Consider the following 21,790-nt stretch of genomic DNA (forward strand, 5'->3'; position numbering starts at 1 on the left):
CAAAGGCGCCAACGCCGGCCACGCCACCGAAGCCAACATGGACCGCCTCGACGGTGCCGGCGCCGCTGCCGCCGTGGAAGCCCGCGCCGTCACCGCCAACGACTCCGCCGCCATCGTGCGCGCCAAGGCCGCCCTGGACAAACTCGACGTCGCCGAAGGCCTCGCCGAGCTCGAAGGCGCCTCCGCCCGCGTCGCCGTTGACGAAAAGCGCATGATCAACTGCCGCGCCGACCTCAACCAACTCGTGCCATTCAAGTACGACTGGGCCTGGCAGAAGTACCTCGACGGCTGCGCCAACCACTGGATGCCGCAAGAGGTCAACATGACCGCCGACATCGCCCTGTGGAAAAACCCCGAAGGCCTGACCGACGACGAACGCCGTATCGTCATGCGCAACCTGGGCTTCTTCTCCACCGCCGACTCCCTGGTAGCCAACAACCTGGTGCTGGCCGTGTACCGCCTGATCACCAACCCGGAGTGCCGCCAGTACATCCTGCGCCAGGCCTTCGAAGAAGCGATCCACACACACGCCTACCAGTACTGCATCGAATCGCTGGCCATGGATGAAGGCGAGATCTTCAACATGTACCACGAGATTCCATCGGTCGCCAAAAAGGCCGCCTGGGGCCTGAAGTACACCCGCTCGATCTCCGATCCGAAGTTCGAAACCGGCACCGTCGACACCGACAAAGAGCTGCTGCGCAACCTGGTCGCCTACTACTGCGTGCTGGAAGGCATCTTCTTCTACTGCGGCTTCACCCAGATCCTGTCCATGGGCCGCCGCAACAAAATGACCGGCGTGGCCGAGCAGTTCCAGTACATCCTGCGCGATGAGTCGATGCACCTGAACTTCGGTATCGACGTGATCAACCAGATCAAAATCGAAAACCCACACCTGTGGGACGCCGAGATGAAGGAAGAAGCGACCCAGATGATCCTGCAAGGGACGCAGCTGGAGATCGAATATGCTCGGGATACCATGCCTCGCGGGGTGTTGGGTATGAATGCGGCGATGATGGAAGACTATCTGAAGTTCATCGCTAACCGTCGCCTGTCGCAGATCGGCTTGAAGGAAGAGTACCCAGGCACGACTAACCCGTTCCCGTGGATGAGCGAGATCATGGACTTGAAGAAAGAGAAGAACTTCTTCGAGACCCGTGTGATCGAGTATCAGACCGGCGGCGCGTTGAGCTGGGATTGATCCGGACTAAGCACTAAAGGAAGCCCTGGCATGTTCAGGGCTTTTTTTCGTCGGTAAAAAAGGAATTTGCTATTTCTTGAAGTACATCACCTCAAACACCTGGCCCGGAAGGGTTCGGATCGCCCCCCCAATGCTGTAGCCTTGTGCCCCAATTGCCATCAGCGTTGTCACCGGTTTTACCGAAGAGATTTACGCCAAGATCGGAAGATTGGCACGGGAGTAGACTCCTGCTGTCACAGCTGATGCATGCTTAAAAACTATTAGATAGGACCGAGGCCAACCCGTGAACCCAGACATGCTCGAAGCCGGCCCCGCAGACGCCAAAGTACTTTCCGTCTTTGACTTCGACGGCACCCTCACCCACCACGACAGTTTCGTGCCCTTCCTCAAGTTTGCCTTTGGCCCCGGTGAGTTTTATGGCCGGATGGTCAAGCTGGCGGTGCCGGGGTTGCGGTTTTTGGTGCGGCAGATCAGCCGGGATGAGTTGAAGGCGCAGTTGATTCGCACCTTTATGACCGGGGTGGAGAAGGCTTGGGTTGAGCAGCAAGCGCAGAAATATTGCCAGGCGCGCTGGAGCAAGCTGATGCGCCCGAGCGGGTTGCAGTCAGTGGCGGATGAGGTGAAGTCCGGGGCGGTGGTGACGCTGTGTTCGGCGTCGCCGGCGTTGGTGTTGCAGCCGTTTGCCGACCGGCTTGGCATTCGTTTGATCGGCACTGAACTTGAGGTGGTGGATGGGGTGCTGACCGGCAAACTCACCGGGAATAATTGCCGTTGTGAGAACAAGGTGCTGCGCCTTGAAGCGGTTTATGGCGACCTGGGGGAGTATCGGCTCAGGGCCTGGGGCGATACGCGTGGGGATCGGGAGTTGTTGGCGGCGGCGCAGGATGCGCATTTTCGGCATTTTCATGCGAAGAAGAAAAAGCGAGCTCGGTTGCAGCGGTGATGCGGGGGGATGAGGTTGGCGGGGAGACCGAGGCGATCCCATCGCAGCCTCGCTGGGGCTCGACAGCTCCCACATTTGAGCTTTGTTGAGGCTTAGGCCGAAGTCTTCAGGTCTACACCCAGCGCTGTGGCAAAGGCTTTTACCATCGGGCTTCTCGGCGCGTTGTGGCGCAGGATCAGGTTGAACGCGGTGCTTAAATGAACCTGCTGTGGGCACAGTGCGCGCAGGCGCCCTTCCCTCACCAGTGGCGTGGCGTAGTGTTCTGGCAGAAAGCCCAGGAAGCGGCCGGTGAGGATCAGGATGGCGACGGCTTCCACTTGTGAAGCCGAGGCGGACTGGCTGTCGTGGCCGACGAAGTTGGCCTTGTCGCGATGGATCGCATACCGATGGTTCACCACTTCGTATTGGCGAAGCGCATCGGGGGTGATGTCGCTCGCAGTGAACAAGGGATGCCCTACGGCGCAGTAGGCGTGGGCCTTTTCTTCGTAGAGCGGGAAGTAGTCGAATTCTTCACGGCGTTGGTACACCGGGACGATGCCGGCGACCAGGCGCCCTTCCACTACTCCGCGTTCAACTTCGTCCAATTGAGAGGCGTGTAGGCGCAATCTTATTTTTGGCGATTGGCGATGTAAGTTGCCCAGAGCGGTAATCAGCGGGGAATTGACATCAGAGACGGTGTTATCAATAACGCCCACACTCAGGTCGCCGATCAGTTCGTTTTGCGCCGAACTAAGCTTGTCGCGAAAACTGTCCACTGAGGTAAATAACTCGATGGATGCTTGATACACCAACTTGCCTTCTTCGGTCAGCCCGAACCCTTCGCGGCCCCGTGTGCACAGGCGCATGCCGATGCGAATCTCCAGGTCGGAGATCTGTTTGCTGATGGCCGCCAGGCCCACGTTCAGCTCGTTTTGCGCAGCACTGAAGCCGCCGGCTTCGACCACGGCCATAAATACCCGCAGCAATTTGAAGTCCAGCCCACTCAGTTGCAGCGGTGCTCGTGTGCCGGGTTTTGGCGGCAGGTTTCCAGAAGTGGAAAGTGGGGTTTCCATAATGCGCGTTGACCTCGAGTGCCATATTCAACAGGCTTGAACCCAATCCTTGAACATAGCCAGGCGGCGATAATGAACATAAACATCCGCCCTTGGCAACCTTGAATACGGCGCGTCAGATGCCGGTTCTACACCGATAAACGTCTGTTGAAACTGCCTCCGACTCTTCTAAAAACAAGCGTGAGGAATACCCATGTCCCAGCCCACCGACCGCCTTTGGGGCGCTCGTTTCAAGACCGGTCCGTCTGCGGCGTTGGCCGCGTTGTCGCGTTGCCCTGAGCGCTATTTTCGCCTGACGCCCTACGACCTGGCCGGCTCCTGCGCCCATGCCCGTGAGTTGCAGCGCGCTGGGTTGCTGGATGAGTCGGAGACTTTGCGTACCCTCGAGGCCCTGGACCGCATCGGTGAGGATTTTGCCGCCGGGCGCCTGCATCCCACCCTGGATGACGAGGACGTACACACCTTTATCGAACGCGTATTGACCGAGCGCCTGGGCGCCCTGGGCGGCAAGTTGCGTGCCGGACGCTCGCGCAATGACCAGACGGCCAATGATCTGCGCCTGTTCCTGCGCGACCATGCGCGCACCATCGCCAACGAGGTGCTGGGTTTGCAGCAGGCGCTGGTTGAGCAGGCCGAGCAACATGTGCAGAACATCTGCCCGGGCTTCACCCATTTGCAGCAGGCGCAACCCATTGTGTTTGCCCATCACTTGCTGGCCCACGCGCAGTCGATGCTGCGCGATGTGCAGCGCCTGGTGGATTGGGATGCGCGTACGGCCCTGTCGCCGTTGGGCGCGGCCGCCATGGCAGGTTCGGCGATAGCGCGTCAGCCAGAGCACTCGGCCAGGGAAATGGGTTACACCGGGCCATGCGAAAACTCCATAGACGCCGTCGCCAGCCGTGACCATGTGGCGGAGTTCCTGTTTGTGGCCGGCATGCTCGGGGTGAATATTTCGCGGCTGTCGGAGGAGTTTTGCCTGTGGTCGTCGCGCCAGTTTCGCTGGGTAGTGCTGGACGATGCCTACGCCACCGGCAGTTCGATCATGCCGCAGAAAAAGAACCCGGACATTGCCGAATTGGCGCGGGGCAAGGCCGGGCGTTTGATCGGCAACCTGACCGGGCTGATGTCGACGCTCAAGTCGTTGCCGCTGTCGTACAACCGCGATTTGAGTGAAGACAAGCACTGCGTGTTGGATAGCGTGGACACCTTGCTGCTGGTATTGCCGGCGATGGCCGGCATGGTGGCGACCATGAAGGTGCAGGTAGAGGAGTTGCGGCGCCAGGCGCCAATGGGCTTTACCTTGGCGACTGAGGTGGCGGACTGGCTGGCCACCCGTGGTGTGCCGTTCAAGGAGGCCCACGAGATTACCGGCGCGCTGGTGCAGGCCTGTGAGCAGCATGAGATTGAGTTGTGGCAAGCCTCACCGGCGATGTTGGCCGAGGTGGATGGGCGACTCACCCCGGACGTGCGCGACTGCCTGACCCTGGAGGCGGCGATTGCGGCGCGTAGTGGGTGGGGTGGGACGGCGCCGGAGCGGGTGAAGGAGCAGATTGGACGGTTGAAGATGGCGTTGGCGGCTCAGCAAAAGTGGACTGAAAGTTATCAAGGATTTCGGATTTAAGCCGGTGACGATCGTTCCCACGCACTGCGTGGGAATGCATCCCGTGACGCTCCGCGTCGTCACGTTACGCGCCAACGGCGGGACGCGGAGCGTCCGAGGCGGCGTTCCCACGCGGAGCGTGGGAACGATCACGCATCAAGAATAAATTTTGGAGTAGCAGCATGAACCAAACCCCGGCCGAGCGCTTGGAAGCCGAGCGCAAGTTGTCCGAAAACCAGTTCGATATCACCCAGTACGAGCACGTGCCGCGGCGCTATTACGGGCGGATGTTTTTTGCCACCCTGATCGTGATTGTGTTGGCGGCGCTGTTGCGCGCGTTTGCCAATGGCCAGATCGAATGGTCCTACATTGGCCAGTTCCTTACGTCGCAAGCCATCCTCTGGGGCCTGGTGAACACCATCGTCATGTCGATCCTGGCGATGGCATTGGGCGTAGTGATCGGAGTGATCACGGCGATCATGCGCATGTCGGCCAACCCGATCCTGCGTTACGTGGCCATCACCTACACCTGGTTGTTTCGCGGTACACCGCTGATTTTGCAGCTGCTGCTGTGGTTCAACCTGGCGTTGATCTTCCCGGTGATCGCGATTCCGGGCCTGTTCAGCATCGACACCGTCGACCTGATGACGCCCTTCGTGGCCGCCCTGCTCGGCTTGAGCATCAACCAGGGCGCCTATACCGCTGAAGTGGTGCGTGCCGGCTTGCTGTCGGTGGACACCGGCCAATACGAGGCGGCCAAGTCCATCGGCATGCCGAGCCTGCAGGCGCTGCGCAGGATCATTCTGCCGCAGGCGATGCGCGTGATCATCCCGCCCGTAGGCAACGAGTTCATCAGCATGGTGAAAATGACCAGCCTGGCCAGTGTCATCCAGTACTCGGAGCTGTTGCACAACGCGCAAAACATCTACTACGCCAACGCCCGGGTGATGGAGCTGCTGATTGTGGCGGGCATCTGGTACCTGGCGGTGGTGACTGTTCTTTCATTCGGTCAAAGCCGCCTCGAGCGTCGTTTTGCCCGCGGCGCCGGCAAGCGTTCGTAAGCCTGGGTTGAGGAGATTTGCCCCATGAGAAGCATCGTCAAGGCTGTCAACCTGAACAAGTATTACGACCAGTATCACGCCCTGCGTGACATCAATATAGAGGTCGAGCAAGGCGAGGTGATGTGCATCATCGGCCCGTCCGGCTCGGGCAAAAGTACCCTGCTGCGTTGCGTCAATCAGCTGGAAAAGATCGACAAGGGCGGCCTGTGGGTCGATGGCGAATTGGTTGGTTATCGAGTGGTCGGAAACAAGCTGCACGAGATGAACGAAGCGCAGATCGCCCGCCAGCGCCTGGCCACCGGCATGGTGTTCCAGCGGTTCAATTTGTTCCCGCACATGACTGTGTTGCAAAACATCATCGAAGGCCCGTGCCAGGTGCTCAAGCGCTCGCCCAAGGAAGCCATCGAAGATGCGCTGGAACTGCTGGCCCGCGTTGGCCTGGCGGATAAGCGCAATGCCTACCCGGTGGAGTTGTCCGGCGGCCAGCAACAGCGTGTGGCAATTGCCCGGGCCTTGGCGATGCGCCCCAAGTTGATGCTGTTTGACGAACCCACCTCAGCCCTCGACCCGGAGCTGGTAGGCGAAGTGCTGTCGGTGATGCGCGATTTGGCCACCACCGGCATGACCATGATCGTGGTCACCCATGAATTGGGCTTCGCTCGCGAAGTGTCCAACCGCATGGTGTTTATGGACGCCGGCCAGATTGTGGAAGCCGGCAGCCCGGAAGACATTCTAATAAGCCCACAAAACCCGCGTACCCAAAGCTTTATTTCTGCCGTTCGCACTTAACTAAAAAACTAACGAGAACGCCCCCATGAAGAAGATGTTTATCCCTACTTTGCTTGCAGGCCTGATGGCCTCCTCGTGTGTATTCGCGGCCTTGCCGCAAGCCATCAAGGACAAGGGTGAGATCAGCGCGGCCATCGTGCCGAACTACCCGCCGATGGACTTCAAGGACCCGGCCACCAACAAACTCACCGGTTTCGATTTCGACCTGGGCAACGCCCTGGCCGAGCGACTGGGCGTGAAGATCAAATGGCAGGAAACCGGCTTCGAACAGATGCTCAGCGGCCTGACCACCAAGCGCGTGGACATCGTGCTGTCGGGCATGACCGATACCGCCGAGCGCCAGAAAGCCGTGACCTTCATCGACTACTTCACCAGCGGCCCGCAGCTCTACACTTTGGCCAAGCGCGAAGAGATCAAGGAATTGACCGACCTGTGCGGTAAAAAAGTCGGCACCAGCCGCCGCACCACCTGGCCGTCTGAAATTACCGCCTGGAGCAAGGCAAACTGCGAAGCGGCGGGTAAGCCGGCAATCGTGGTGATCGGCACCGAAGGCTCGGCAGATGCCCGGGCGCAGTTGCAGCAGAACCGCCTGGATGCGGCGATGCAGGGCAGCGAGACCATTCCTTATTTGATGTCGCTGGACAAAGGCAAGTACAAGCCGGTGGGCCTGGCGATTTCCAAGCAATTCACCGGGCTTGGGATTGAGAAGAGCAATACCGAGTTGGTCACGGCGATCAGTGAGGCATTGCAGGGCATGATTGATGACGGGACTTACGGCAAGATCTTGAAAAAGTGGGATCTGGAACAAGGTGCGGTAAAAAAAATCACCATCAACTCTGGCCAATAACGCCATCGAATGTGGGAGCTGGCTTGCCTGCGATAANATGTTGGCTGTTACTCCGCTATCGCAGGCAAGCCAGCTCCCACACTCAATCTGCGTTCGCTGGTGATCTGAGTCGTGTAGGTAAGAATCACAAGGAGCCCACCCCACCGTGGCCACCTACTCCCTGGTAATCCGTCGCCTGATGATCTGCTCGGTGACCATCGTGGTCAGCCGTGCCATGACCAGCCCGTTGCTGGCCCTCTGGCTGAGCACACGCCTGGGCCTCAACCAGCAGGACATCGGCCTGCTGATGGGGGTCGCCGTGTTCATCGCCACGCTCCTGGGTTTGTACGGCGGCTACATCATCGACCGTCTGGAAAAGCGCAAGCTGTTGATCCTGGCCATGCTCTCCAGCTCCATCGGTTTTTTGTTGCTGACCTTTGCCAGCAACCTCTACCTCACCACGCTGACCCTTGTTGTGACTGAAGCCGCGTCGGCGCTGTTCCTGATCGGCTCCAAGGCGATCATCAGCGAAAACCTGCCGGTGGGTGAGCGCGCCAAGGTGTTTTCCCTGCGCTACACCCTGACCAATGTCGGCTATGCCACGGGCCCGATGTTGGGCGTAGTGATTGCCGGCCAATTGCCGTGGGCACCGTTTTTGATCGCCAGCGCCATTGCCTTTGGCAGCTTGTTCCTGATGATCGGCATTGCGCCGACCCAGCGCGACGACAGTCATAAGCCTCAGAGTTTCCTCAGCACCCTGCGCATCTTGCGCAGCGACCGCACGCTGATCCTCTTCACCAGCGGCAGCCTGTTGAGCACCATCGTCCATGGGCGCTACACCCTTTATCTGTCGCAGTTTTTGCTGGTGGCCTACACACCCGACCAGGCACTGAAAATTCTGTCTGCGGTGCTCGCCTGCAACGCCATCACCGTGATTTTGATGCAGTACCAAATCGGCCGATTTCTCAAGCGCGAGCAACTGCGCCATTGGATCGTGCTGGGCACCCTGCTGTTTATTGCCGGGTTGGTCGGCTTCAGCCAGGCGCACAGTCTGCTGACCTGGTGCCTGGCAATGTTCGTGTTCACCCTGGGCGAGATGATCATCTACCCCTCGGAGTTTCTGTTTATCGACACCATCGCGCCGGATGCACTACGCGGCAGTTATTACGGCGCACAGAACCTGGCCGCGTTTGGCGGGGCCATGAGCCCGGTGATTTGTGGCTATCTGCTGATCAATGCGGCGCCCACCAGCATGTTCTTTGCCCTGGCCGCACTCACGGCCATGGGTGGCACCCTGTGTTTCTTGAGCGGGCGACGCGTGGCAGGTTCTTGCTGATATTTACGCAAGATCCGGCTATTAATAGCCAAACCTCTGACGGACCCGAGCCCCATGAAATTCGACACGGCCTACAGCCTGAGTCTCGACGACAAGCTGTCAATCTACGACGTGCGAGATCTGAATTTCGATGAAACTACCGCCTTCGATTCCGACAAAGACAGCTTCCTGTGCCCCAACGACGCCTGCCGTGCGGCGTTCGATAGCGCCAATGCGTTGAGTACCTTCAACGCCAAGAACGTCAACTACCAGCGCACGCCGCACTTCAAGAACAAACCCGGCACGCGGCATATCGACGGCTGCCGCTATGCCGGCAGCCATAAACCTGCGACGGGTGAAAATGACGACGAGCGTGAGGAAAATTTCCCATCGGAATTTGTGCTGACGCGGCGACTGTACGAGCTTAGAACGCCGGTAGTCGGCACCGCTGGGAGCGTCCTGCAGGAGCCGACGAAAGTGCCCGCAAACCGCGCTACCACCTCTTCTGGCAGCAATGACTCGATCCCGGACAAAACCAGCGTATTCGCACACCCGGTGGAGTGCTACGTGTCCAACATCGATGACAAGGACAAGCTCAAGGCCATGCCCTTGAAGATCGGTGAGCACACGGCGACCTACTGGGCATTCTTCAAGAAGATCGAATACCTGCAAGACAACCAGGGTTTGATTTACTGGGGCAAGATCAAGACCATCAAGGACTACACCAGCAGCTTTCGCATCGACTTCGAAAAGAAGGTGTGGCTCGACAAGAAGCCCTATTCGGTAAATGTCTACCTGAGCAAAAAGCTTATCGAAAACTACCGCAAGCGCACGGCATTCCTGGAACAGATCAAGGCGGCGGCCAGCAGCGAACGGCCGCTGTATTGCTTTTTCTACGGGGTCACGCCGCAGCTTGTGCAGGTGCCCAGCCAGAAAAAACCCGAGCAGACGTTCGGGGTATTCAGCGCCAGGATCGAAAACCTGGATCACCTGATTATTCGCGAGGCGCCGGGGCTGGAATCATAAGGGGTTGCAACGCCAATGGATGAGCGGTAGAAACAACTGTACAAAAACACAGTATAGTTGCGCCTCCCCTGTCGAACCTGGAGAAACCCCATGTCCTCTCTGGCAATGAGTTCTTTCGTAGAACAACAGATCGTCTTGCATCAATTCACCACCAAACACTGCGCGCAGGCGCGCGTGATGCTGGGCTGGAGCCGCGAAGAGCTGGCTCGCCAGGCTGGCGTGGCGGTGCAAGCAATTGAGAAACTGGAAGGCCACGGCGACGTGGACGATGAAACTCGTTTGATCCTGGCGTTTCGCCTGGAGGCCGAAGGGCTGGTATTTTTCCCGGGGTTCGCGCCGGGGTGGGGGATGAGTGCGCGGCGGTTTGATACCGCCGCAGCGCAACCTTCTGCGCAAGGCCTCATTTCCCGGTTGATGGGTTCAACCACCGCAACCATTGACTCACAAACGCCTCAACCCAATGGTGCGTAGAGCCCAGGTGTTTCTCCGGGCGCTTCAATAGTTTCAAATGCACCCGTGGCGGTCGATTGAACCCTGGCACAACCTCTGCGAGGCAGCCGTCTGCAGAGGCTGATTCAAACTCAAGTGTCAGTAGTCTCAACCACGTCCTCTGTACTGGCAGGTGTCGGTGTGAAGGGAGCACCTGGGAGAAAAGCCGGTTTTTGAATGGCCTGTGAGGCTTGTTCATAACCATAGGCGACTGACAGCAAGGTCGCTTCACTGTTGGCGGAGCCATACACGTAAAGTGCCGTGGGCATGCCATCTTCATCCATGCCTGACGGAACGGATATGCCTGGGTACCCGGCCGCAGCGCTGAAAAAATAATTGTGGGACTGGAAGTTCGACACCATGGCGTCGAGCTTGTGCTCCTTCATGGGGTCATCAATGGTGTTCTGAAATATAGGAAGAATGGCTTTCCACAGCGCATCGCGATCTTCCTGGTTGGTCTGCACCCCATTGATCATTTCCAGCAGTTTCTGGTCAGGCTCACCAGGTTTCTGGGTGCGGTTGATAAAAGCAATCAGCTCAGAGAGTGATTTGACCGGCAAACCTTCTCGCCCAGCCAGGTAGCCTTCCAGCGCTTGCTTGACCTCCGAGAAAAGCGCGTTGTTATAATCGACATAGGTTTGTTCGGGGACGCCAGCATCCAACCGCGCCATCGGCACCAGAATCGCCCCTTGGGCCTTCATCACGTCGAGCGCCGCCTCATAATGCTTGCGGTCTGCTCGCTTGGCCGGGTCCTTGGCCTCCTCAGCGGACAACTCGGGTAAAGGGGTATAGCCAATTCGCTTGTCCTTCAAGGCGTCGGACTGCAGGCCCTTGGTGTAGGCAGTGGTCTCGGTCATTGCGTTAAGCGCTTCGGCCGCATCACAGATATTGCGGGTAAAAGTCCCCACCGCGTCCATGCGAGTGCTGGTCATGACGCCTTCGGTACTGACCAGGCCCGTCGTTGTTTTCAGGCCAAACACACCGTTGTAGGCGGCGGGGCTGATGATCGATCCGTTGGTTTCCAACCCCAGTGCCACAGGCACATGCCCTTGGGCGACCGCCACTGCCGAACCTGAACTCGACCCAGCCACCGGCCCTCCGAGTCGATGAGGGTTCAGCGTCTGGCCACCTCGGGAGCTCCAGCCATCCACAGGTAATAGTGACCGAAAGTTGGACAGCTCACTCATATTGGTTTTCCCCACAATCACCACCCCGTGCTTCAACAAATTGTCGACAACCTTGGCGGTTTTAGTGGCCGGCGCGCCCACCAAGGCCTTCGAACCTGCACTGGTCTGCATGCGGTCGTTGGTTTCGAAGACATCCTTCAGCGCTATCGGCACGCCATGCAAGTGCTTGAGTACGCGGCCATTGGCACGTTCCTGGTCGCGGGCCTTCGCCTCCCTCATAGCATCCGGGTTGGTTTCCAAAAACGCATTGCCGCCCTGTAGCCCACGATCAATATTGGCAATCTGCTTGAGCGAGTCCCTCAACAGTGACTCTGAGGTAACGCCGCCACCTTGGCCCATCTCCAATGACATCTGGCAGGCACTCTTGAAACCTTGCACAGGGTTTGCAAGTTCCTGAAGCAGGCCTGTCGCCCATCCACTTACCGAAACTGGTCCGATCATGAAATTCCCCTCTGTCTAACTGGATGTGAGCGTTATCGGTCGATAACACCGCACCAGTCTAAGAGCCGACACCCCATCACTATTTCGGGCGAATCCTGCTGCTGCGTCCTACTCTTCCCAGCCCGACGTAGTCTTCAATAACGTCTATGGCCGTAGCTGGCGGTAAGCGCGTACCAGTGCCGCCAAACGATCACCTGCCCAGCGTGCACCGTAAAACCAGACTCTGGAGCCATCCTCCAGGGTTTCACACACCGTGGGGTATCCGCTTCTCGAGGCGTTATGAAAGGCGGCTTCGGGGTCCTCCGACACCAAGGCATCCAGGCGAAGGCCTGCCACCCGCTCATCGATTTCACGACAGGCCTGCTGATTGTCGCCGCTGCGCTGCATGTCCACCGCTACCCATTGGACACCGGCCCTGCGCAGGGTGTCGAAGACTCGGTGCAAGGCCTCACTGTGTTCGACCCGTTCAACGTGATTGCCCTGCACATAGCGCTCGACATACCCGACCCGATAGCCCGTCAACGCCCGCGTGGCGGTGAACGTGGTGTTATTCAACACGAGCGGTACCTCTACCATCACCGGTTCGGTAGGGTCCTCGCCGCTGAGGGCGACAAGTGATAGCGCGGGGTCACGCACCGGCCGTAGATGGGGCGCCAGGGCGTTATACCCTGGGATGAGCATGGCGCCCGCAGCCTGTTCGGTGCCAAAGACAATAGAGGTGGGTGCAGCATGGGGGGGTGAAGCGGGTACGTCGGCGGCGTTCATTGGTGGGGGTAGCGGTTGGGCTGGGGCACAAGGCACCCCTATTTTCCAAAGCTTCTTACAGTGGCTGTCCATCGAAACATCCTCCCGGAAATAAAATTTCCGCGGGATCATCGCACTCTCATTTGGCCTTTGTCGCAGAGCAGAAATTCGCTGAAAAACTCTTTTCCAAGCGGGCCATCGGCTCAGCTTGCTGCGTGTTCGTTGACCGGTTGAGGCTCCACTTCCAGCCACCAGGCCTGCCCGCGCTCGGGCTGGTTCAGGCGGAACGCCTGGCCCATTGCCGGGGTAGTGATCGAGATATTGCGCTCCCAGGCCAGGGCCATGATGCGGTCGAACGGTTCGTGCCAGGCGTGGAAGGCCAGATCGAAGGTGCCATTGTGAATCGGCAGCAGCCACCGCCCTTTCAGATCGATATGCGCCTGCAGCGTTTGCTCCGGCTGCATGTGCACATGGGGCCAATCGACATTGTAAGCGCCGGTTTCCATCAGGGTCAGGTCAAACGGCCCGTACTGCTCGCCGATGCGTTTGAAACCGTCGAAATAGCCAGTATCGCCACTGAAAAATATACGTCGCGTAGCGTCGATCATTACCCATGAGCACCACAGGGTCTGGTTGCCATCAAACAGGCCGCGCCCTGAAAAGTGCTGAGCCGGCGTGCAGACAAAACGAACGCCATCGACTTCGATGCCCTGCCACCACTCCAGCTGGCGCACTTTGCTGGCGTCTACGCCCCATTTGACCAGCGTGTCACCCACGCCCAGGGGCGCCAGGAAGTAGCGGGTCTTTTCGGCCAATTGGACCACCGCTTTACGGTCGAGATGGTCGTAATGATTATGGGAAAGGATCACCGCTTCCAGCGCTGGCAGCTCATCAAGACTGATGGGCGGCTGATGAAAACGCTTGGGGCCGGCCCAACTGAACGGCGAGGCGCGTTCGGCAAACACAGGGTCGGTGACCCAGAATTTACCACGCAGTTTCAGCAGCACGGTTGAATGGCCGAGGCGATACACGCTGTGATCAGGGGCGGCCAATAACTGCTCGCGGGTCAGTGGCTGTACCGGAATCTGCCCCACCGGCCGTGTCGTGCGCGGCTTGTTGAATAGCATGTTCCAGAAAATGCGCAGGGTCTTGCCCAAGCCACCGTGCTGCACCGGAGTGTCGTTGCTGAAGTGCCCCAGGCCCTGCTCGGCAGGCTTGGGCGCCGAGGGCGCCGGGTCGAGACGGGTTGAAATAGTGGCCATGACGATGTGACTCCGGCGGTCCGCTCAAGTATTACACTGCACAGTGTAGTTTCTAGATTGCAACAAAATCCGGAGCAAGTAAACTGCCCGGTGTAATTTCATTGTTGAGTCGAATGCCTTCCATGACTGCCCCCAAACGCCTCACCGAGCGTAAACGCGAAGCCATCGTGGCTGCGGCGATTGCCGAATTTCGCGAGAACGGCTTCGAGGTCACCAGCATGGACAAAATCGCCGCAACTGCTGGCGTTTCCAAGCGCACGGTGTACAACCATTTCCCCAGCAAGGAAGAACTGTTCGCCGAGATCCTCCACCAACTATGGGCCAGCAGCGTTGCCCAGCTGGACGTGATCTATACGAGCGACCGTCCGCTGCGCGACCAACTGCGCACGTTGCTGGAAGCGAAAATGCAGATGATGTCGGACGCCAACTTCCTCGACCTGGCACGCGTAGCCATTGCTGCCACCATTCATTCGCCGGAACGCGCTCAAGACATGGTCAACCGCCTCAGCGCACGAGAAGAAGGCTTTACCCAATGGGTGCGCGCCGCCCAGGAAGACGGCCGCCTCACCTGCACCGACCCGGGGTTCGCCGCCCACCAGATCCAAAGCCTGCTCAAGGCCTTTGCATTCTGGCCGCAGATTACCCTCGGCCAGCCCACCCTCGACCCCGCCGCCCAGGCAGGTGTTATCGAATCAGCCATCGACCTGTTCCTGGCCGGCTACGAAGTCAGCACTCCGCCCTCATACTAAGGCGCGTTATTGCAGAGCGTTTTGGCGTATTCCGCCCGTTGCGTGGCCGCCCATCCGGCCTGAGTTGTCTGATGACACCTCGTCTGAAACTTCATTCGCCGGCCTGCCGCAATAGCATAATGCCGCCATTGGTCGCCTGGTCAAAATAGTCCTGCCTGACGGGCGAACTTCCAGGTCGGTTGATCACTCTGACACCGTTGTTCTACCCCCCTCTGTCAGCATCAGGAAGCTGGCAATGAGCAAGTCAACCGTAAGGCCAGGGGCCCTACGGGGTCAGGCGCAAATATAAGGACCCCGCATACGCTTGCATGCCCGAGCCCTCCATCATGCTATTCAACGCTCACAAGAAAACCATCAGTACCCTGCAACACAGCCTCGCCCAACAGACCAGCCTGCTGGACGCCATCGAGCGCTCCATGGCCGTGATCGAATTCGACCTGCAAGGCACCGTGCTGCGCGCCAATGACAACTTCTTCAAGACCATGGGCTACCGCGCCGAACAGATCCTGGGCCAGCCCCATCGGATGTTCTGTACCCCGGCGTTCGCCCGCAGCGCGGACTACAACCAGCTGTGGACGCACTTGCGCAACGGCCAATTCCAGTCGGGCACTTTTGAACGAGTAGGTGCCAACGGCGCCTCGGTGTGGCTGGAAGCCAGCTATAACCCGGTACGGGATGAAGCGGGGAATGTGATCAAAGTGGTGAAATACGCCATGGACGTCACCCCGCGCCTGCAAGCCGAAAGCGAAGCCAACGCCAAGCTCGAAGCCATCGACCGCGCCATGGCGATGATTGAGTTCAACCTCGACGGCACCATCATCACCGCCAACGGCAATTTCCTGCAGCGCATGGGCTACAGCCTGGCGCAGATTCAGGGCAAGCATCACCGCCTGTTTTGCACGCCCGAGCTGGCCAACAGTGCGGCCTACAGCGAGTTCTGGAGGCGCTTGAACCAGGGCGAACTGTTCAATGGCCAGTTCGAGCGGGTGGACAAACACGGCCAGGTCGTGTGGCTGGAAGCCAACTACAATCCGGTGTACGACGCCAGCGGGCGCCTGTGCAAAGTGGTGAAGTTCGCCTCGGATGTCACCGCCCGCGTGCTACAGCATGCCGCTGACGCACAGAGCGCCGCCCAGGCTTACCACCTGTCGTTGAACACCCAGGAGATGGCGGAAAAAGGCGCCGAGGTGATTCAGAAAACCGCCAGCGGCATGCGCGAAATTGCCGTGGATATCGACACCTCTTCGCAACTGATCGCCAAACTCGGCGAACGCTCGCAACAGATCACCGCCATCGTCAATACCATTCGCGGCATTGCTGACCAGACCAACCTGCTGGCCCTCAACGCCGCCATTGAAGCCGCCCGCGCCGGCGAGCAGGGCCGTGGCTTTGCCGTGGTGGCCGATGAAGTGCGGCAACTGGCGGCGCGCACCAGCGGCTCCACCGCGGAAATCTCCGGCATGATCGCCATGATCCAGGACGAAACCCGCCAAGCCATCGACAGTATGGACGCTACCCGCGACCGCGCTGCCCAGGGTGTGGAACTGGCCAACCAGGCCGGCACGGTGATTTTGCAGATTCGCGAAGGCACCGGCGAAGCAGTACAAGCGGTAAGTGCGTTTGCCAATGAGCGGGGCAATCGCTGAACCATTGGCGCTGGCTGTCTGCAGGTTAACTCCGCAGCCAGCGCACATGCCGCCCCAGTTCATCAAATAGCGTTACCACCGAGCGTAACGCCCGGCAATCAGGCCGCGTCAACAACCACAGCGCCGTATCGTGCCCTGCCAGCGCAGGGCCCAGCGGCTGCAGGCCATCGCCCATCAGAAAATCCGGCAGCGCCGCCACGCCCAACCCCGCACGCACTAATTCGGTCACCGACTGCATGCTGTTGCACCGATAGCGGGGACGCACGCCCGGCAAATGCTCACGGCGCCAGATGACGGTGGGGTGATCGGGTAAAAAATCGTCCGGCGCGATCCAGCTCAGGTCGGCCCACTCATGGTCTGGGTGCAGGCGCGCATAGTCGGCACTGGCACACACCTGATAGGTCACCGCCCCCAGGCAACGTCCGACAAGATGCGCTGGCGGCGTCTTGGTCAGGCGCAGGGCGATATCCGCATCGCGGCGGCTGAGGTTGGCGAAGTCATTGGAGGTGCTCAGTTCCAAGGTCAACGCCGGGTAGGCCGGCATGAACTGCGCGAGGGCCGGCAACAGCAAGCCTTGCAACACCGAGTCGGTGCAGGTCAGGCGCACGGTACCGCTGATCACTTCACCGCCCTGTTCCACGCCAATGCGCGCGGCCTCCAGCGCCTGCTCCGCACGCTCGGCCTGTTGTGCCAGGTTGCTCGCCAGGCTGGTGGGCAAATAACCGGCACGGCTTTTTTCAAACAGGGTCTGGCCCAGCGCCGCCTCCAGCCGCCGCACCGCACGGAACACCGTGGACACATCGACCCGCAGCAGCGCCGCCGCCCGCGCCAGGGTACCGCCGCGCACCAGCGCCAGGATCAACGACAGGTCGGCGTAGTCGATTTGATAGTGCGTGACTGCATTGAACATATGGGCAAACGCCAATATTGATTGCGTGAGCGCCAATCTATAGTGGGTATCACCCCACCACAAGTCATGGACGTACATGATGCCAACCCCCGCGCTGCACCTTGCCCTGATCGGTGATTACAACCCCGATGTGACCGCCCACCAGGCCATTCCCATGGCCCTGCAACAGGCCGCCGACGTTCTGGGCCTGAACGTCCAAGTGCAATGGCTGGCCACCGACACCCTCACCTCCACTTCTGCCCTGAGCGACTTCGACGGTTTCTGGTGCGTGCCCGGCAGCCCCTATCGCGATGTCGACGGCGCCTTACGGGCGATACGTTTTGCCCGCGAACAAGGTCGCCCTTTCCTCGGTACCTGCGGCGGTTTTCAACATGCCGTGCTGGAATATGCCCGCCATGTGCTCGGCTGGGCCGATGCCCAGCACGGCGAATTAATGCCGGATGCTGAACGCGCCGTCATCACGCCGCTGGACTGCTCCCTGGTGGAGGTGAGCAACACCGTACGCCTGGCCCCGTACACGCGCATTGCCCAGGCCTACAGCCGCCTGGACATCCACGAGGGTTACCGTTGCCGCTACGGCATCAACCCCGCCTTTGCCGACGCCCTGCTGGACGCCAACCTGATTCCCACCGGCCACGATTCGGCGGGCGATCTGCGCGCGGTGGAACTGCTCGACCACCCGTTCTTCGTCGCCACCCTGTTCCAGCCCGAACGCGCCGCACTCAAGGGCATCACGCCGCCGCTGGCGATTGCGCTGCTCAAGGCCTGCCAGGAGGTATCGGTATGATCGCCAAGACACCCGCCCCACCTTATTACGCGGTAATTTTCAGCTCGCTGCGCACCGGCGCCGACCTGGGTTATGGCGAGGCCGCCACACGCATGCTGGAACTGGCCAGGCAACAACCGGGGTTCCTTGGGGTGGAATCGGCGCGGGAGGATGGACTGGGGATTACCGTGTCCTACTGGGCCAGTGAGGCGGCGATACTGGCCTGGAAACAGCAGGCCGAGCATCGGCAGGTGCGCGAGCAAGGGCGGGCCACCTGGTATGCGGCGTTTCACACACGGGTATGCAAGGTAGAGCGGGCCTACACCTTCTCCACTTGAGACACTGACCCCTTGTGGGAGCTGGCTTGCCTGCGATGCAGACACTTCGGTGATGCAGTGAAACCGCATTGATACTATCGCAGGCAAGCCAGCTCCCACATTTGCTCGTCATCGTTAGCAAAATCGCGGACGCTCAGCTCACCAAACTACGCAACGCGCTGATCTGCGGGATCTCTACCCGGCGCATATACACGCGTAGCGGCTCGGTGAATTTGATGCGGTCGTCGATATTCTGGTCGAGCAACAACTGCAGGCGGGCTCGGCACAGGGTCATGGTGTGGTCGGCGGCCGGCAGCCAGACGAACTCGGCCGTGGGGATGATGCCGTCATCGGCCACGTCCATGCCGAATGAGTCTTCGCTGAAACGTACGATGTACTGGCCGGTCTTGCGGTTGAGGCCGACAAATCCCTGGAGTTGGTCGGCGGCCTGGCAGATAAGCTCGGAAGTGATGCGCATGGTAAACCTCACTGAAAAGTCCCACAGGGACTGGAAAGATGGTTTACACGCGTGGCAGAAATTACCGCCCTCTGACGGGGCAGCTACCCGTAAGAATACTGCAACGCCCTGCAAAAAAGTCGACAAAATTGGCCGGTGCGCACGTTAATGTCGGTTTGGTGATAGCGCCGTTCGCAATCAATTGTTAAAAAGGACACCTTCTCAAAGTTACCTCCACGAAAGGACTTCGCATATGCCTGTCACGTTTTCCAAAAGCGCCTTGCTGCTGGCGTTGATGCTCGGCCTTGGCCAGGCACAGGCTGCCGAACCGGTCAGCCCGGCCGAATTGGCGACAAACGAAGGCATCCCCTATCCTGCCGTGATCGCTCACCGTGGCGCGTCCTACGACGCACCTGAATCCACCGCCGCTGCCTACAAGGTTGCACGCGACCTGGGTGCCGACTACCTGGAACTGGACTTGCAACGCAGTAAGGACGGCGTACTGTTCGCCCTGCACGACAACAACCTGCAGCGCACCACCGACGTTGCCACCAAGTTCCCCGAGCGCAAAGACGCGCCTGCCAACGAGTTCACCTGGAAAGAACTGCAAACCCTCGACGCCGGCAGCTGGTTCAACGCCGCCTACCCGGACCGCGCGCGCCCCGGTTTCGTTGGCCTGAAAATCCTGAGCCTGGACGACATCATCAAGATCGCCGAAGGCAACCCCTCGCACAAACCCGGCCTGTACATCGAGACCAAGGAGCCCAAGCAGTTCCCCGGTATCGAAGCCGACCTGAAAAACAAGCTGCTCGACAAAGGCTGGCTGAGCTCCGCCGGCTCCAAGCTGGGCAAGAGCAACACCGGTGTCGGCCAAGGCAAGGGCCGCGTGGTGCTGCAAACCTTCGAAACCGCCAGCCTTAAAGAGCTGCAGAAGGAAATGCCCAACACCCCGAAAATCCTGCTGTTGTGGGTAGGTGAAGGCAGCATCGAGCCCAAATCCAAAGTGACCTTCGCCGAGTCTGGCGAAGCCACCAAGGCCGCCTACTACGCCAAGCAAGAGCCCAAAGACGCCGCCGAATTCGAAAAGTGGGTCGATGAGGCCAAAAGCCTCGGCGCCATCGGAACCGGCCCGTCGGCTGAGCTGACCGACCACGGCGACCAGAGCTACACCGACCTGGTGAAGCCGGAAATGAACAAGCTGACCCACGACAAGGGCCTGCTAGTGCATGTGTATACCGTGGATGAGCCGGTGGACTTCGAGAAGGTCATGAAGGCCGGCGTCGATGGCATCTTCACCAACCGCGCCGCCGAGCTGTTGAAGTTCTACAAGCGCTGGCCGTCGTCCAGCGTGCAAGACCTGCTCAACGACCATAAGTACTAAAAGCGTTGGTGTCAGTGAGCCATTAAGGATGAGTTAAGTTGCGCTGGTTAATCTGGCGCCACTTAAACAGCTCAACCTAAGAAGGACATACACCATGAAAACCTTGACCGCCCTGTTCGCCGCTACTGCCCTGACCTTGACCGCCGGCCTGGCCCAGGCTGATGTTCGTCCAGACCAGATTCCCAGCCTGCTCAAGACCGGTGAAGTGATGGCGTTCGAAAAGCTCAACGCCGCCGCCGTCGCCCAACATGCCGGCGCTACCATCAACGATACCGAGTTGGATCACGAAGCTGGCAAGCTGGTCTACGAAGTGGACCTGACCGACACCACCGGCAAGAAATGGGATGTGAAGCTCGACGCCAAAACCGGTGCCGTGCTGGAAAACAAGCAAGACACCTGAGTTGAACCTTGAAAAAACGCGCCACCTTCGGGTGGCGCGTTTTTTTATGCGCGCCTCAAACCGTCACATAACCGTCATACCGCCTTGCAATGATTCGCTCAGGAACCTGTGAAACGTCCTACAGGCCCTTTCTCTGCGAGTCGCCATGAACCACAGCATCGACCACGGCCATCAAGATTCCGATCTGTTTGGCCTGCTTTACGGTTTTCGTTTTCGCCCCGGCGAGAAAGGCCAACAAATTGATTCCGCCACCGCCCTCGCCGCCTTGCAGCAACCGCCAGATCCGGAAGAATTCCTGTGGCTGCACCTGAACCTGGCGCACGCCGCCTGCGAGCGCTGGATGCAGGCGCATCTGTCACTGCCAGAAGAGTTTTTTGAAGCCTTGCATGAGGGCTCACGCTCCACGCGCATCGAGCATGTGGACTCGGCCTTATTGGCCGTGGTCAACGATGTGGTGTTCAACTTCAGCAGCATGGTGTCGTCGGATATTTCCACGCTGTGGGTGTGTGCGCGCAGCCGCTTGCTGGTGAGCGCACGCCTGCAGCCGTTGCACTCGGTGGATAAATTGCGCTCGTCGGTGAAGGCCGGCGAACACTTTCGCTCCCCCTTGGAGCTGTTGGTGCACCTGCTGCGCGACCAGGGCGAAGTGCTGACGCAGATCGTGCGCAAGACCAGCATCAGCGTTGACCAAATCGAGGATCAGCTGTTGTCTTCGCGCCTGTCCACCAACCGTGCCGAACTGGGCGCCGCCCGCCGCGTGCTGGTGCGCCTGCAACGCCTGCTGGCTTTGGAGCCGGGCTCGCTGCTACGCCTGCTCAATCGCCCGCCGCAATGGCTGCAAAAGGAAGACGTGAAGGAATTGCGCAAATCCACCGAGGAGTTTGCGCTGATCATCAACGACCTGACCGCCCTGGGCGAACGCATCAAACTGTTGCAGGAAGAGATCGCCGCCAACCTCAATGAACAGAGCAACCGCACATTGTTCACCCTCACGGTGGTGACGGTGCTGGCGCTGCCGATCAACATCATTGCCGGTTTTTTTGGCATGAATGTGGGTGGGGTGCCCCTGTCCCAAGACCCGGAAGGCTTCTGGATACTGGTGGCCTTGGTCGCAACCTTCACCCTGATCGCTGGGCGGTGGGCATTCCGCAAATTCTCAAATTGAAATAAGCCCAAAGTTGGGAACTGGCTTGCCTGCGATTGCGGTGTATCAGCCAAGACAATGCAA

The 21,790-nt window shown here is 59.5% G+C and carries 23 protein-coding genes; 17 read left to right on the forward strand and 6 right to left on the reverse strand.

From position 1 onward, the window contains the following. The first annotated feature begins 37 nt into the window (after nt 1–37). From ACTJLA_RS25890 to ACTJLA_RS25900, 3 genes are all read left to right on the forward strand, one after another. Nucleotides 38–1,201: a ribonucleotide-diphosphate reductase subunit beta gene (locus tag ACTJLA_RS25890; RefSeq protein ID WP_072434120.1), complete on the forward strand. Its 1,164-nt coding sequence runs from the start codon at nt 38–40 to the stop codon at nt 1,199–1,201. Between the two features lie 66 nt (nt 1,202–1,267). Then, nucleotides 1,268–1,444 carry an HNH endonuclease gene (locus ACTJLA_RS25895; RefSeq protein ID WP_371264134.1) on the forward strand — a complete coding sequence of 59 codons (177 nt, stop codon included), beginning with the start codon at nt 1,268–1,270 and terminating at the stop codon, nt 1,442–1,444. A 52-nt stretch (nt 1,445–1,496) separates the two neighbouring features. Further along, nucleotides 1,497–2,144, forward strand: coding sequence for an HAD-IB family hydrolase (locus ACTJLA_RS25900; RefSeq protein ID WP_054896738.1), 648 nt, complete (start codon nt 1,497–1,499; stop codon nt 2,142–2,144). Between the two features lie 92 nt (nt 2,145–2,236). On the opposite strand, the gene ACTJLA_RS25905 is transcribed toward ACTJLA_RS25900, so the two are convergent. Further along, entirely contained in the window at nt 2,237–3,196 is a 960-nt protein-coding gene (locus tag ACTJLA_RS25905) for a LysR family transcriptional regulator (RefSeq protein ID WP_054896737.1), read from the reverse strand. 193 nt (nt 3,197–3,389) lie between these two features. Here ACTJLA_RS25905 and argH point away from each other — a divergent pair, with 193 nt between their 5' ends. The 7 genes from argH to ACTJLA_RS25940 all read left to right on the forward strand — a co-directional run bounded on the left by argH (nt 3,390) and on the right by ACTJLA_RS25940 (nt 10,284). Next, complete coding sequence (gene argH, locus ACTJLA_RS25910; RefSeq protein ID WP_314544876.1) at nt 3,390–4,817, forward strand: argininosuccinate lyase; 1,428 nt, start codon at nt 3,390–3,392, stop codon at nt 4,815–4,817. A gap of 161 nt (nt 4,818–4,978) precedes the next feature. Next, entirely contained in the window at nt 4,979–5,857 is an 879-nt protein-coding gene (locus ACTJLA_RS25915; protein WP_019819278.1) for an amino acid ABC transporter permease, read from the forward strand. Between the two features lie 24 nt (nt 5,858–5,881). Then, entirely contained in the window at nt 5,882–6,646 is a 765-nt protein-coding gene (locus ACTJLA_RS25920) for an amino acid ABC transporter ATP-binding protein (RefSeq protein WP_003193648.1), read from the forward strand. A gap of 25 nt (nt 6,647–6,671) precedes the next feature. Continuing rightward, nucleotides 6,672–7,493, forward strand: a complete 822-nt coding sequence (locus ACTJLA_RS25925; RefSeq protein WP_054896735.1) for an ABC transporter substrate-binding protein — start codon at nt 6,672–6,674, stop codon at nt 7,491–7,493. A 145-nt stretch (nt 7,494–7,638) separates the two neighbouring features. Beyond that, nucleotides 7,639–8,808 carry an MFS transporter gene (locus ACTJLA_RS25930; RefSeq protein WP_054896734.1) on the forward strand — a complete coding sequence of 390 codons (1,170 nt, stop codon included), beginning with the start codon at nt 7,639–7,641 and terminating at the stop codon, nt 8,806–8,808. 54 nt (nt 8,809–8,862) lie between these two features. Next, entirely contained in the window at nt 8,863–9,813 is a 951-nt protein-coding gene (locus ACTJLA_RS25935; RefSeq protein ID WP_054896733.1) for a hypothetical protein, read from the forward strand. A gap of 90 nt (nt 9,814–9,903) precedes the next feature. Then, nucleotides 9,904–10,284 carry a helix-turn-helix domain-containing protein gene (locus ACTJLA_RS25940; protein ID WP_054896732.1) on the forward strand — a complete coding sequence of 127 codons (381 nt, stop codon included), beginning with the start codon at nt 9,904–9,906 and terminating at the stop codon, nt 10,282–10,284. Nucleotides 10,285–10,394: 110 nt separating this feature from the next. Here ACTJLA_RS25940 and ACTJLA_RS25945 read toward each other — a convergent pair whose 3' ends face one another. The 3 genes from ACTJLA_RS25945 to ACTJLA_RS25955 form a co-directional block, all read right to left on the reverse strand. Beyond that, on the reverse strand, nt 10,395–11,930 hold the full coding sequence (locus ACTJLA_RS25945; RefSeq protein WP_229999917.1) for an amidase family protein: 1,536 nt from the start codon (nt 11,928–11,930) through the stop codon (nt 10,395–10,397). Between the two features lie 144 nt (nt 11,931–12,074). After that, nucleotides 12,075–12,611 carry a hypothetical protein gene (locus tag ACTJLA_RS25950; protein WP_229999914.1) on the reverse strand — a complete coding sequence of 179 codons (537 nt, stop codon included), beginning with the start codon at nt 12,609–12,611 and terminating at the stop codon, nt 12,075–12,077. Between the two features lie 266 nt (nt 12,612–12,877). Beyond that, a complete protein-coding gene (locus ACTJLA_RS25955; RefSeq protein ID WP_054896731.1) occupies nt 12,878–13,936 on the reverse strand; it encodes an MBL fold metallo-hydrolase in 1,059 nt (352 codons plus the stop codon). 122 nt (nt 13,937–14,058) lie between these two features. Here ACTJLA_RS25955 and ACTJLA_RS25960 point away from each other — a divergent pair, with 122 nt between their 5' ends. Continuing rightward, a complete protein-coding gene (locus ACTJLA_RS25960; protein WP_034128571.1) occupies nt 14,059–14,685 on the forward strand; it encodes a TetR/AcrR family transcriptional regulator in 627 nt (208 codons plus the stop codon). Between the two features lie 326 nt (nt 14,686–15,011). Continuing rightward, nucleotides 15,012–16,331 carry a methyl-accepting chemotaxis protein gene (locus tag ACTJLA_RS25965; protein ID WP_313043516.1) on the forward strand — a complete coding sequence of 440 codons (1,320 nt, stop codon included), beginning with the start codon at nt 15,012–15,014 and terminating at the stop codon, nt 16,329–16,331. 25 nt (nt 16,332–16,356) lie between these two features. Here the strand turns inward: ACTJLA_RS25965 and ACTJLA_RS25970 are convergent, their stop codons facing one another. Next, nucleotides 16,357–17,241 carry a LysR family transcriptional regulator gene (locus ACTJLA_RS25970; RefSeq protein WP_314545522.1) on the reverse strand — a complete coding sequence of 295 codons (885 nt, stop codon included), beginning with the start codon at nt 17,239–17,241 and terminating at the stop codon, nt 16,357–16,359. Between the two features lie 79 nt (nt 17,242–17,320). Between ACTJLA_RS25970 and ACTJLA_RS25975 the strand changes: the two genes are divergently transcribed. Beyond that, nucleotides 17,321–18,028: a CTP synthase C-terminal region-related (seleno)protein gene (locus tag ACTJLA_RS25975; protein WP_197901174.1), complete on the forward strand. Its 708-nt coding sequence runs from the start codon at nt 17,321–17,323 to the stop codon at nt 18,026–18,028. Further along, nucleotides 18,025–18,345, forward strand: a complete 321-nt coding sequence (locus tag ACTJLA_RS25980) for an antibiotic biosynthesis monooxygenase family protein (RefSeq protein WP_034128487.1) — start codon at nt 18,025–18,027, stop codon at nt 18,343–18,345. Before ACTJLA_RS25975 ends, ACTJLA_RS25980 begins: the two co-directional genes overlap by 4 nt. Before the next feature lie 133 nt (nt 18,346–18,478). On the opposite strand, the gene ACTJLA_RS25985 is transcribed toward ACTJLA_RS25980, so the two are convergent. Beyond that, nucleotides 18,479–18,802, reverse strand: coding sequence for a DUF2025 family protein (locus ACTJLA_RS25985; RefSeq protein ID WP_089042441.1), 324 nt, complete (start codon nt 18,800–18,802; stop codon nt 18,479–18,481). Between the two features lie 232 nt (nt 18,803–19,034). On the opposite strand from ACTJLA_RS25985, the gene ACTJLA_RS25990 reads away from it, so the two are divergent. From ACTJLA_RS25990 to ACTJLA_RS26000, 3 genes are all read left to right on the forward strand, one after another. Next, entirely contained in the window at nt 19,035–20,162 is a 1,128-nt protein-coding gene (locus ACTJLA_RS25990) for a glycerophosphodiester phosphodiesterase (RefSeq protein WP_034128488.1), read from the forward strand. A gap of 94 nt (nt 20,163–20,256) precedes the next feature. Continuing rightward, nucleotides 20,257–20,562 carry a PepSY domain-containing protein gene (locus ACTJLA_RS25995; RefSeq protein WP_034128489.1) on the forward strand — a complete coding sequence of 102 codons (306 nt, stop codon included), beginning with the start codon at nt 20,257–20,259 and terminating at the stop codon, nt 20,560–20,562. Nucleotides 20,563–20,707: 145 nt separating this feature from the next. Next, nucleotides 20,708–21,727, forward strand: a complete 1,020-nt coding sequence (locus ACTJLA_RS26000) for a transporter (RefSeq protein WP_057975143.1) — start codon at nt 20,708–20,710, stop codon at nt 21,725–21,727. Nucleotides 21,728–21,790: the final 63 nt, after the last annotated feature.

This window comes from Pseudomonas sp. 22072 (genome assembly GCF_052046095.1).
In the GTDB taxonomy this organism is placed as follows: domain Bacteria; phylum Pseudomonadota; class Gammaproteobacteria; order Pseudomonadales; family Pseudomonadaceae; genus Aquipseudomonas; species Aquipseudomonas paracarnis.